The organism is Candidatus Methanocrinis alkalitolerans, from assembly GCF_029167205.1.
Taxonomy (GTDB): Archaea; Halobacteriota; Methanosarcinia; order Methanotrichales; family Methanotrichaceae; genus Methanocrinis; species Methanocrinis alkalitolerans.
In genome coordinates this window covers 1-12,070 of record NZ_JARFPL010000054.1, presented here as the reverse complement: position 1 = coordinate 12,070, position 12,070 = coordinate 1, and the positions used below count along the sequence as shown (strand labels likewise).

The following is a 12,070-nucleotide window of genomic DNA, read 5'->3' as shown; positions in this document are numbered from 1 at the left end:
TAGTTGATCGAGGAAAAATTGTCAAAGTCATCGTGCATCTTAGCGAATCGCAGATTGTCATTCTGAGGCTGTTGGGGCCAGAATGCGAAAATTACTACGGGCTGAACTGAAGGTGCGGAATGTGGGCTTAATGTTAAAGCCTGGCGTGGGCTAAATACATCTCCCCATCTGATCATGCCATACATAGGTAGGCGATTTATAGCATGCGGATTTGGATTCACCATTTCATCTGGCACTAGAGATAGGGGACCATTGTTCGTTGACTTCTTGCGCATCAATTCCATAGACGCTCTTTTTGCCACATCCAGATCCACATCTGTTGGCAATCGGAAGATCCTTCCTTTATGTCCTGGCCTGGTAATGACAACGCAAAATAATCTAGCATCTTCTGTACCGCCCCGGCGGGCCTTCAGCTGCTTTCGGACCGAGGCGACCGGGGTGGTGTAGCCGCAGACAGGGCAGGTGGCCGAGCCCCGGCGGACCGTCCCCTCGCCGACCTCCCACGCCTTGACGTCCTCCAGGATCTCAAACTCCACCCTCCGCTCGTCCATCCGCGGGACCATCCGAAGGGCGACGGAGCGGTTCTGCTTCTTCGCGAGCCAGAGGGAGCGGATCAGGGGGACCTCGGCGCCGCAGCCCGGCCCCTCGCAGGTGACCGTCCTCGCCCAAAGGTAGGCGATGGGAACGGCGCCGTCAGGGTCGGTGGGGTAGAACTCGGCCAATTCCTTTTCTGCCTCCTCCTTGATCCAGCCCCCCCACCGGCGGACCTCGTCGGCCAGGGTCTGGCCGTACCTCGGGATGTACTCCAATACGACTTTGTTGAGGAGGACGGCGACGGGGTTGAGGTCTGAGGCGAAGGCGTCGGCCCCGACCCGCAGCGCCTCCAGGGGGATCGCGCCGCCTCCGGCGAAGGGGTCGACGACGAGAGGCCGCGTCCCGGGGAGGCCCCCCAGGGCCTCGTGGGCGGATCGGGTGAGGGAGCGAGCGGCGTCCAGGTAAGCCTGGTCGGTCGAGCGGTCCCAGTTGGCGAACTCGGCGATGAAGTCGAGGAGAGCCCTCTGGAGCTGATCGGGGTCGGCGAGGTCTCTTGGGTCCCCGCCCACTGGATCGCGGCTGACCTCGTCAAACCGGCGCATCGTCGATGCGGCCGCTTCTCGAAACTCCGGCGGGCAGAGGGGATCGGCGGGATCGGGCCAGAGGGAGGCGCAGACCACGGCCCTGCAGGCCGCGAGAGGTCGGCGCGCCCACCAGATGTGGAGCGTCGATATGTGGCCGTGCCGGATCGACTTCTCCCGCCGGGCGTGCTCGCTGATCCTCTTTATCGGCAGGTCCACCTCGATCAGTCGCTTGGGGTAAGGGATCATTCTTGGGTCACCTTCTGGTTTCTATAGACTCGTAACGCAAATTCTATCGACGCGTTGATAGACTATCGACGTGTTTTTGCTGATAGCGACATGATCGGTAAAATATGTGATGATCCAAAATCCAGCAATTAGCGGCAGTGGATGCAAGCGATTGAAGTCGTACTTGATAACAAGGCACAGGAAGCTAATCCAGGAACATATTATTCGGCTGCTCGTTCCTGATTACAATGAGCTTCAGGCACGGTTCGCCAGACATCGCTGAAAAGGGATGGCCTGGAAAAGGCAATCGGCAATTAGTTTAGAGTTAGTCGAATTCATTTCACTGGACCAATTTTGCCTTCTTGGCCATCTTCAAGATCTCTGACACTTCTTGCAGGGCTTCTTGTGCCTCCTCTGGAGAGATATGCGGTTTTAGCTTATGTATCTGAAGATCCAACGGCTCGTAATCGACATTTTGGCGCCTTGTAAAATAAAGGGCCGTCCCTAGACGCTCCAATTCGGAAACACCTTTGTTCCCTAAGGTATCCGCCACGAAGTCCACTTTTTTGGAGTACTGCTGGATCGTTCTGGAGAACCTCTCCTTAAGCTGATCACTTCCCGTATCCTGGACCAAGCTGGGCCCGTATGGATAAGGCTGAGGCTTATACTTGATCAGGAAATCTCCTCTCATGGCCGTTATTTCATCTCTCATATCAAATGAGAATGGGCCATGCTTGTAAAGTATGAAATCAAACCCCAGGGGAACCTCCATCAACTCTTGGAGAAAGTAGGTCGCCTTCTGGAGATGGGTCTCACCACACCAACTTCCATGTGCCTGCATCTTTTCCAGCAACGATAACAACACAGCATCCCTTTGCAGCCTCTTCATGACTCCTCATCCTCCTCCCTAGATGAAGCGATTATACTTTCCCTATTCTTTTCCAGCCAGCGCTTAGCATCTTCTCTTATCTCTGGACTTATAAAAACGTACTCTTCAGCAACCACCGGAACCCTAGCCAAAGTTTCAGACATGTATAAAGAAGACGCTATACGACCGTCTCTGCCCAATACTGGAAAGTCCAGTCCTCCTCCCGTTTGTCGGTAGGAGTCGAACCGCACATCGTCTTCACCAAAGCTATCGCTCACGGCCTCATAAACCGCTCTGCAAGCCTCTTGGTTCTTCTTCAGATCGGAAGGATTCCTCTGATACAATAGCCTGAAATGATTTCTTCTGACGATACGCTTTGCTGCATCATGTCCTGGAAGCTTTGCGTCATTGGCAGACCTTAGCAGGGCAACATTAATCTCGTTATCTGTCATTGCTAAATGCTCATCGAGTTCGGTGGAGAAATGTCCTTTCGGGAGCCACTTCATAAGAAAATCCTTAAGATGTATATCGTAGATCCTTCTGACATGATGACAGTACACTTGGGTGAACATGAAATATCTGGCCAGAATTAAAGCCTCTGCTGAGTGCAATCCACCTTCGTCCACACCAAGTCCAGGTTCTTGGGAATCATCACCGCGTGGCAGAATTCTAAGAGAGTCGATCAACCTGTAATGATCAAACCTCCCATATGCCACACCTATATGGTGTGAATCCCTCAAGAGGTAATCCATGCGATCAACGCCAAATGCATCGCCCACAATTATCTCAGATAGTATCGCTTCCAAATCAGAGTACTCTTTTCCCTTGTAATTTTCAGGCCCTACTGCCAACATTGCCACATCTTCCGGGTTAACTTTTATATCATCCCATATTGGTTTCATTTCTTCGCTTCTAATGATCTTTAGAGTCAGGCGTTCGTGATTCCAACCATCTGGTAGCAACTCTTTCTCTGCAGCATGCGAAAATGGCAAATGACCCAGATCGTGGCAAAGAGCCGCCATCCGCAAAACCAGTCTCCAATACTCATATTTGTAATCGCCTTTTCGAGGTACCAACTTCCGGACAGATCTATCTATCAAATTATCTGGATCAGTTACTACATCATAGACCCGCCCCGCAAGTTCCATGACGCCCAATGAGTGTTCAAATCGCTTATGAGTAGCTCCCGGGTATAAAAAGGAGGTGAGAGCCAACTGATGAATATGGCGAAGTCTTTGAAATGGGACCGAGTCCAAGACCTTACGCTCTTCTGCACCGAGTCGGATGAAATTGTATATAGGATCTCTTATCTCTTGCTTATGAGACATGGATGACCTCCGATATTCTTTTGACGGCTATTTGATTTCCACATCTTCCCGAGAAACTGCCTCATCGGCAGAAAGTATTACCTCTGCCCCCAGTCTGTAATGCTCCACCTTCACCACCGGCGCCCAGCCGAGCCTGGCGGGATTACGGATCGGCTTCACCTCGGGCTTGCTGGCGCAGTTGAAGACCGCATAGAGCCAGTAGTCATTCTTCAAACGGGCCGCGGTCTTGTACTCGTTCTCGGTCAGGGCGACCTCGCCCACCGTCGCCCTCCCCTTCACCTCGATGAACCGGACCTCCAACGCCGTCTTCGGATCTTCGGGATGTAGCCTCCGGGAGATCAGATCAAAACCCCGGTTCTCGCTCTCGACGCTCTCAATCTTCCAGCCCCGTGCCTCCTCGCGGGCGATGACCGCATCGACGGCGGTCCGTTCGATCTCCTCATCACGGACCATCGGCGCAATTCCGGGATCGTTCCTCTCGGGATGGGGAATCACCCAGGCAGATCCCAGTCGGTGAAGATCAGAGATGGTGCAGTGAAGCTCCTTTTCCAGCTCCGCCCTCCTCCTTTCAAGACGGTTGTTCAGATCGGCGAGCCGGTCGTCGAACTGTTTTATCCTTCCCTCGAGGCCCTGCTCTTTCGAGCCGGACTCTCTCTTCTGGTGAAGATCCGCAAACTGACACTGCACCCGATCTATGATGGTGTTCAGGCTGATCTCAGCATGGTGCAATACAGCCTCCACCTCCTTGCTTCGTTGGGAGCTCGCCTCCTCCCTGAAGGGCTGCAACGCCGCCTCGTAAAGGTATCTCTCCACCACCTCCCAGCCGGGAAGCTCCTTTCCATCAGGAACCTTTGGGACCTTCGTCCCCGAAGGCGCTGGCGCCAGATCCAGAAAAAGGGTCGGCTGACGGACCGACATCTGGCCGTCCAGACCTGTCTCGACCACGAAGAGCCTTCTGTTCAGGGTGGCGCCCAGCCCGTCCTTGAGAGCAGCCGAGTAAACGTCCAATCTCGCGGGCCTCTCTCGATGCAGATCGAAGAAGACCGCGCCCCGCCTGAGATCATCCTCTACACAGTCAATAGAGTATATCCTCACGCACTCGAAGAGGGGATGGCCGGGCGTCACCCACTCCAGGGTTGCGTCCTCCTGTAAGAGGTCCTTGTCGAAGACGATCCGTTTGTACTCGCTTCCAAGAGGCCCACACCGCGACTCCGACTCCAAACAGTCCCCAACCGCCCTCAAAGATCGGGAAACCTTGCCGATCTGGTAAATGTGCCGGTTAGATCTGGCCTCCTTCGGCCTCATTCCTGCCAGAGGCGCCGCCTGGACGAAGAAGTCCTCGACCACCTCCGGAACGAGCCTTCTTTCCTTCGCCTCCACCCTCTTCCCCACGATGGCCGAAAGGTTCAGCTCCTTCTTGGCGAGGGAGTTCTCCAGAGTCGAGTCGGTGATCTTCTTCAGATGGGCAGAATCCACCTGCTCCACAATCCTGCTCTTGATCACGTCCTCGGTCAGGTTGTGAGCGTACATCTCCCTCAACATCTTCTCCAGCTGGTTTGAGGGCAGAGCGTCTCCGAGAACGTTGAAGACCTTGCCGGTATGATCCGGATCGAGATCCATCTCTATCTTCTCTATCCGCTCGAAGAGCTTCTGGAGAACCCGCCCCTCCCGGGTATTGATGGCCACGAAGTTGAAGATCAGACAGTCCTTCTCCTGACCGTAACGATGAATCCTGCCCATCCTCTGCTCCAGCCGAACCGGGTTCCAGGGGATGTCGTAGTTTATCATGAACCAGCAGTACTGAAGGTTGATCCCCTCACCCGCAGCCTCGGTCGCCACCATCACCTGGCAGTCCTCCCGAAACTCTCGCTCTGCAGAGAGTCGAGTTCCGGGCTCGTCCCTGCCCCCCACCTTCATCCCGCCGTGAATCTGGGTCACTGAGAGTTTCCAGCCCCTCAGCTTCTCCACCAGATAATCGAGGGTGTCCTTGTGCTCGGTGAAGATCAGAAGCTTCATCTTCGGGTCCGAGAAGATTCCCTCCTGGGTGATGACCTCTCTCAGCTTTGCAAGCTTCGTCTCGATCTCCCTCTCCTCCAATGCTCGGGCCTGATCGATAAGCCGGACTAGCTCCTGGATCTCCGCTTTCAGATCGGCAGGGTTGAAGGACGCGACCGCTTCCTCCTGATCTTCGATGATCCTCTGCTGCTCCTCTTCAGTAAGGTCGTCGAAGTTTTCGGGGACCCCTTTGAGCACGAGCTTTTTCCGATAGCCATCGGGATCTGCCAGGATCTTTTCCCGACGATCACGCATCCGTTCGAGGCTCCTCCTCACAGCATAAATGCTTGAAGCGAACCGCCGCTGGAGCATCGCCATCGTGAACCCAAGCGCCCGGCCCCGGGCTGAATCGTCCTCTGCAGCCTTGATCGATTGGTCTTCTACGTAGCCTGTAAGCTCATCGTAGAAGTCCAGCTCATAGCTATCGATCTCGAACTCGATCGTCCGAACGTCCCGCTTGGTGAAGAGGGTCTTTGCTTCACCAGTATCCGGGTCTGGGAAGGTCACCATCGCCTCCTTGACCCTACGAAGATAGAAGGGCGCCTCGTGATGACGCATCGCCTCTTCCAGGCTCTTCACGTCTCCGTAAACGTCCTCATCCAAAAGCCGGAGGAAAAGACAGAAGTTCTGAGGATCGCCCTTGTGGGGCGTTGCGGTCATGAGCAGATAGTGATCCGTCATCTCCGAGAGCGCCTCGCCAAGCTGATAGGCGAGGGTCTTCTTCTCGGAAGAGTAGGCGCTCATCTTGTGAGCCTCGTCAACGATGACCAGATCCCAGTGGCTGTGAAGCAGGCTCTCCTTGGCGTCCTCGATCCGAGCCACCCAGGGCATCGAGGTTATGACCTGATCCCTCTCCTGCCAGGGGTTGGTGCCGTAGTTCGCCCTCAAGACGACACCCCTTATCACCTCGAACCGCTCCCCGAACTTCTCTCTCATCTCTCGTTGCCACTGAAAGGTCAGGTTGGCAGGGGTGACGATGAGAATTCGCCTGATAAGGCCCCTTATCTTCAGCTCCTTGACAAGGAGCCCCGCCATTATGGTCTTTCCAGCGCCAGGATCGTCTGCCAGAAGGAAACGGATTCGAGGGAGCTTGAGGAAGTAGTCGTAGACGGCCTCCAGCTGATGGGGGAGAGGATCGACCCGGGCGATTGAGAGGCTGAAGAAGGGATCGTACTCGTGAGCCATTCCCAGCCGCAGAGCCTCAACTCCCAAACGGAAGTTAAATGCGTCGCCGTCGAAGGACTCCATCTCCGATCCGATGTTTCTGAGAGTTTTCAGCTGTTCTGGCGACAAAACCGGATCATAAAACCGGCCGGTCCTAAGCCCCTTGCCGATGATCTTGACGGATTCGCCCATGGACACCGTCATGCTTATCTCGATCGGCTCGGGAAATGTGGGCCCTTCGACGATGGTATTTGGCCCCAGATCTGCACTTTCATTTCTCAGTTCAGTTACCCTCCTTACAGCGTTAGCTTGGCGGTCTTCTATGACGGTCCAACCGCTGATAAAACTTTCCAAAACAAATTCGCATATCTTCTCAAATGGGCCGAACGATTGGGAGAGAACACAGAACACGCCGATATGTTAAATGATGAGGAAAGCAGAATATAATGACCATGCCCCCAAATCCCCCACCGCCCGAATCTCCCGCTCCAGCCGACCTCCTCACCGAGGCCGAGAGAGACCGGCTCCTCGCCAACCTCCACAGGACCCTCGTCTGGGTCGGGGTCCAGGACCCCGACCGGCTCGAGATCGACCCCGACCTCCTGAGGGAGGAGATGGCAAGAGACCGGATCGGCCCCGCCGACCTCCCGCCCGAAGTCCACCCCGCCGCGGGGACCGTCGACCTGCGCCACCTCATCTGGAGGCTGATCCACCTCTCGGACCTCTCAGAGAAGGAGGAGACGGTGGCAAAAGAGCTGATCGAGGTTTTGAAGGCGAAGGAGGCAGCCGACGAGGAGAGGCTGAAGGAGGCGCGGCTCACCCGCGAAGAGGCGCACCGGATCTACGAGGAGACTGCCGCCGTCATCAGGTCCCTTCTGGACTTGCGGGATATCCTGGCAAAGAAAGAACATAAGACGGATCTGGATAGAGAAATCGTGAAGAAGAAGGTGGAGGACGTCCGGAGGTGGAACGCCTTAGTCGACTCGATGGAAGGCAAATCGTGAAGTTTCGGGGGGAGATGGAGGGCGTTCGGAGGCTGTCACTTTAGAAGAAGCGCATCAGCTCCTCGGCGATGATCTTATACGCCAACTCGTTCAGGTGGTGGAGCCCCGGGAGGATCAGGCCTTCGAGGGGTATGCCCTCGCCGAACCGGATCCCCGAATACATGTCGTTAATGCCAAAGTTCACCTTGACCAGGTCGGGGCTGAAGGTCACCGGCCGGCGGGGCGAGGAGAAGAGACCTCCCCCGGGCCGCCATCGAGCCCTTCGGGAAGGCCTTCCTCCTCCCCCTCGACTGCCTCATCGGCTGGATCGCGATGCGGGGTCGGGGCAGCGGCTCTTCAACCGCCTCTCGGATACCATGGTCATCGTCGACGACGGATCGGCGCCGGTGGGGGTGCGGTACGTGAGGGATGAATGAACCATCGACTGGAGCTATCGTCCTCCTACGGAGTAGACGAGAAGGACGGCGTAGCTGGACTCTCCCGGAAACCGGGCCGCCAGACTGGCGTCTCCCGCCGATAGGGTCACCTCGCCCCGGAACGTCTCCCCATCCCGGGTCATGATGGTCCGGTTACCGTCGTTTATTATTGCCACCGTCTCTGCTCCCGGTACAATCAGCTCGAACCGTTGGGGGGTTCCGGCAGGAAGCCTACCCTCCTGGGGGCGGATGAGCCTGCATCCGGCCTCGGCGAAGGTTACGAGGGTCCGGGGGTACCCCGCCGCCTCCGACCCGGATTCGGCCAGAACGGCGTACTCGATCGCCGAGGCGTACTCGCCCCCGAGATCCCCCTTCTCCTTCGCGTAGATCTTGAGGGCGTACTCTCCGGGTTTAGGGAAGGCCGCCCTGACGGTGTATCCCTCCTCTTCCCTCTGGGCGAGGGTCCGGTCTTCGGAGAGGGGCCGCCCCTCTCCGTCCAGGAGCCGCGCCAGGAGGAGGATATCACCGGGGGCGGAGAGGGTCACCTTCAACTCCGACCCCGAGTCGATGAGCCCTTCGGGATGGCTCGCAGTTTCGAGGCCCATATCCCAGAAGGCGTCCCAGACGACCGGAAGCCCCCTCTCTCTTGTGGAGTTGGGGCCCGCCACGACCCTATAGTCTAAAGCCCAGTCGTACGCATCTCTCTCCTGATCTTCCTCTTGGCCCACCCTCCTGGAGTAGATGCGCAAGGTGTATTCTCCGGGGCCGGGAGGGGCGGCCCTGACCACGACCCCGCCGTTGGACCATTGGACCTGGGCGAACCTCGCCGGAAGCTCCCTCTCCGCCCCATCGAGGAGATGGGCGGCGACCCTCACGTCTTGGGGGACGGAGAGGGAGACCGTCGCCCCATCGTCGGAGGCGATGGTACCCCCTTCGGGTCCCAAGATCTTCATATCGTTATTGAAGAAGGCGGGCTTTGCGTAAACGAGCCGCTGGAACTCGTCCCTTGATATCGGCGGATCCAGAAGCTGCCAGGCCGGATCTTCGGGGAGGTGGGTCCAGATGAGCTCCTCGGGGGGGGTGAAGAAGTAGAACTCCTCGAACCGTTCGACGAAACCCCCCCCGGGGTCCAGGTGGCCAGAGCCCCAGGTCGCGTCGACGAGCCTCCACTCTCCATCGATCCTGACGGCGTTCCAGGCGTGGTTGATCGACTCCGGCATCTTGGAGCCGACGAAGTAGCCTCCCCCCTTCCCGCGACCTCTGATCACCACCGTATCGAGCCCCGAGATTTCAGAGAGGCTCGAGAAGAGGGCGGCATAATCGCTGCATACCCCCTTCCTCTCTTCCAGCACCTCCTCCGGGGTCCGGACCCTCCAGCCGCCTCCGACGCAGCCGCCTGTAAAACCCTCGACGTCGTAATCGATATTGGCGGTGATCCACCGGTAGATCGCCCGAGCCCGCTCCTCGTCGTCCCTGGCCCCGGAGCCGAGGTAACGGGCGAGATCTTCGAGGGAGGACTCCGCCTCCGCCGGAGCGTTCAGGGCGAGTTCGTCGATCTGCTGAAAGACCTCCCGCTCGTCGGAAGAGGAAGCCTCCAGCACCAGAAGGAGGGCGAGGAGGAACCCCACCAAAAGCCGCCTCATATCCTCCCCCGAGATCTCAAAACCGCTCAGAGGTCCTCTCTCCTCTCCACCCGTAGGGTGGAAAGGAGCCTCTCCGTCGGATCCCACCGAAGGCCCGACTCCACCAGGCACCTCGTCGTTCCCATGGTCTGACCCTCATCCGTCACGACCTGGTCCGGCCAGAAGATCGCCACGTAAAGGATCTGGTGGTCTCTGTCCTCCCCTACCCCCAGAACTGCCGGACTTTCGCCGACGGTCCATTCCGAGACGTTATTGCCGATGTATCCTTTCGTCCGGAGGTGAGCCTCGGCTAGGAGCTTCTCAGTGCCCAGGTTCACCATCCTCAAGCCGTCGTAGCCGGTGATCTCGATGGTCGCAGCCCTCGTTGCCTCGTCGAGGACGATCCTGTAATTCTCAAGGCCCATATCCCCGTCCTCCTGGGGGGCAGGGATCTCGGTGAAGGTGTAGTTGAGATCCCCCAGGTCGAAGGAGACGGCATAGCTGCCTGCCGTCACCTTCTCCATCGTCGACGGCCTCTCGGCCCCTTCTGCCTTCTTTTCGAGACGGAAGGTCTCGAAGAGCTCTTTTGTCGCCGGCCAGGGGAGGCTTGAGGATATGACGCAGGAGGTCTTCCCAAGATAGTCCCCGGGGGCCAGATACCTGTCGAGCCAGTAGGCGACCTGATGAACCTCTCCCCCCGAGACCTGGTGGAAGGTCGAATGATGGCCCGTCTGGCGGTCTACGAGCTTCTCCTTCGTCTCCACGTTCATGTAAGCCATCGTCCAGGGCGCCTTTCGGCTGAGGGCCCTGGTCTCCCGGTCTCCGGCCGGGACCGGATCGCTGTAGCTCGTCACCTTCATCAAAACCCGGCCGCCGTCGCAGTCCAGCGGGAACGACCTTTCGACGTAATCTATCCCTCCGGCAGTCTTCCCTCCGACCTCCTCCGCCGGATCGATGGAGCAGCCGAGGTCGGAAGGGAGGCTGAAGGTGGCGGCGTAGGGACCCAGGTCCGCCGTCCCCTCTGCTGCCGAGCCGGCCGGGCCAAAGAGCAGAGCTATCGATACAACCAGAAATAATTTCGATCTCATGATGCTGACACTCCCCAGCGTGGCGTCTTTTCTGCAGCAATCAAAACAGTCGGCTTCGTTATTAAAGCCTCCGCGGTTCAGAGGGCTCTGGGCGAGAGAGGGCGGATCGAGAGGGGCGGACGAGACGACAGATTCTTTATTGAGGAGCGAGATACAGAAGGCCAAAAGATTTTGTGGGGCGAGAGGGACGAAGGGGGCGATGATAGTTGCGTTCCTCCTCGTCGCCATCCTGGCGACGGGGGAGGGATCGTCGAGCCCGGCCATCTCCGAGCCAGCCCAGAGCGAGGACTTCTACAACAGGGTCAGGGCGTCGGGGACCGGGTACTTCGAGGTGGGATCCTCTGTGGTGGACAGGAGGATGGGGCTTGAGTACTACAGCTTCGTCTACGGAGACGGCACCCTCCAGATGGACTCCAGGAGCGCCGTATCCAACAGGGCCGGGGACGTCCGGGGGACGATCGACGGCTCCAACGTCCCCCTGAACCTCCTCGAAGACATCAAGATCAGCTACTCCGGCGAGACGCCGATGGTGGGGGTGAAGAGCATCAACTCCAGGGCCTTCTACGGCGGCATCGGCGTCCAGGTCCAGGAGGCGTTCGAGGTGACGGAGATGGAGCGGGTCCAGACCACCTACTTCGCATCCACAGATCCGGGATCGAGGGTCAGCGACCCTGCGGAGGCAGAAGCTCTGAGGAGGGCCAGCCCCGCCCAGATGGTGGGAATGGACGTTGCGACCAGCTTCAACGGGACGTGGGAGAGCGACTACAGGTGGCACAAGATCTTCTACAAGGATATGTCGGAGCGCCAGACCTTCTCCGGCACCTTCGAGGTGGAGAGGACCCTCCGGTTCCACGAGAACCCCACCGGCAACGGGATCGGAGGTATCTTCTGAACCTTTCGACTCTCCGGACTGCTGCCAGCGAGATCCGACACCCCCGCCGCCAACCGTCTCCAGCAGTCGGGGGCGGACGTTTTCTGCCGTCGGTCCGAAGATGATCTCAGAGACGAACGAAGTGAAAATAGTGGGCCACTGGCGATCTCGCCTACGGTCGCAGAACCCGTCGTTCCGCACTAACGGTCTAATTTCCAAACATTTTCCCTATAATTTATAGCAAAGATTTATTAAATATCCCGTTATATGCGTTTTTTTAGGGGTAGCATCTATGGAGATAAGAACTCTTC

10 protein-coding genes are annotated in these 12,070 nt (G+C 57.7%); 3 read left to right on the top strand and 7 right to left on the bottom strand.

All coding sequences use genetic code 11. The annotated features are described in order from the left end of the window. From P0O24_RS11615 to P0O24_RS11600, 4 genes are all read right to left on the bottom strand, one after another. A partial coding sequence (locus P0O24_RS11615; protein ID WP_316969923.1) for a DUF1156 domain-containing protein occupies positions 1–1,364 on the bottom strand: 1,364 nt, incomplete at its 3' end. A 319-nt stretch (positions 1,365–1,683) separates the two neighbouring features. Further along, the gene (locus tag P0O24_RS11610) at positions 1,684–2,232 is read right to left on the bottom strand and encodes a hypothetical protein (protein WP_316969922.1); all 549 of its coding nucleotides are present in this window, start codon (positions 2,230–2,232) and stop codon (positions 1,684–1,686) included. After that, on the bottom strand, positions 2,229–3,539 hold the full coding sequence (locus P0O24_RS11605) for an HD domain-containing protein (RefSeq protein ID WP_316969921.1): 1,311 nt from the start codon (positions 3,537–3,539) through the stop codon (positions 2,229–2,231). The genes P0O24_RS11610 and P0O24_RS11605 overlap by 4 nt, the downstream gene beginning before the upstream one ends. Positions 3,540–3,566: 27 nt before the next feature. Beyond that, on the bottom strand, positions 3,567–6,962 hold the full coding sequence (locus P0O24_RS11600) for a helicase-related protein (RefSeq protein WP_316969920.1): 3,396 nt from the start codon (positions 6,960–6,962) through the stop codon (positions 3,567–3,569). Positions 6,963–7,210: 248 nt separating this feature from the next. Between P0O24_RS11600 and P0O24_RS11595 the strand changes: the two genes are divergently transcribed. Further along, positions 7,211–7,762: a DUF5788 family protein gene (locus tag P0O24_RS11595; RefSeq protein ID WP_316969919.1), complete on the top strand. Its 552-nt coding sequence runs from the start codon at positions 7,211–7,213 to the stop codon at positions 7,760–7,762. Between the two features lie 40 nt (positions 7,763–7,802). On the opposite strand, the gene P0O24_RS11590 is transcribed toward P0O24_RS11595, so the two are convergent. Then, positions 7,803–7,946: a hypothetical protein gene (locus P0O24_RS11590; RefSeq protein WP_316969918.1), complete on the bottom strand. Its 144-nt coding sequence runs from the start codon at positions 7,944–7,946 to the stop codon at positions 7,803–7,805. A 1-nt stretch (position 7,947) separates the two neighbouring features. Between P0O24_RS11590 and P0O24_RS11585 the strand changes: the two genes are divergently transcribed. After that, positions 7,948–8,178: a hypothetical protein gene (locus tag P0O24_RS11585; RefSeq protein WP_316969917.1), complete on the top strand. Its 231-nt coding sequence runs from the start codon at positions 7,948–7,950 to the stop codon at positions 8,176–8,178. A 14-nt stretch (positions 8,179–8,192) separates the two neighbouring features. On the opposite strand, the gene P0O24_RS11580 is transcribed toward P0O24_RS11585, so the two are convergent. Together P0O24_RS11580 and P0O24_RS11575 are read right to left on the bottom strand one after the other, a co-directional pair. Further along, entirely contained in the window at positions 8,193–9,821 is a 1,629-nt protein-coding gene (locus tag P0O24_RS11580; RefSeq protein WP_316969916.1) for a transglutaminase domain-containing protein, read from the bottom strand. Positions 9,822–9,847: 26 nt separating this feature from the next. After that, positions 9,848–10,888: a hypothetical protein gene (locus P0O24_RS11575; RefSeq protein ID WP_316969915.1), complete on the bottom strand. Its 1,041-nt coding sequence runs from the start codon at positions 10,886–10,888 to the stop codon at positions 9,848–9,850. Between the two features lie 199 nt (positions 10,889–11,087). Between P0O24_RS11575 and P0O24_RS11570 the strand changes: the two genes are divergently transcribed. Beyond that, a complete protein-coding gene (locus P0O24_RS11570) occupies positions 11,088–11,780 on the top strand; it encodes a hypothetical protein (RefSeq protein WP_316969914.1) in 693 nt (230 codons plus the stop codon). Positions 11,781–12,070: the final 290 nt, after the last annotated feature.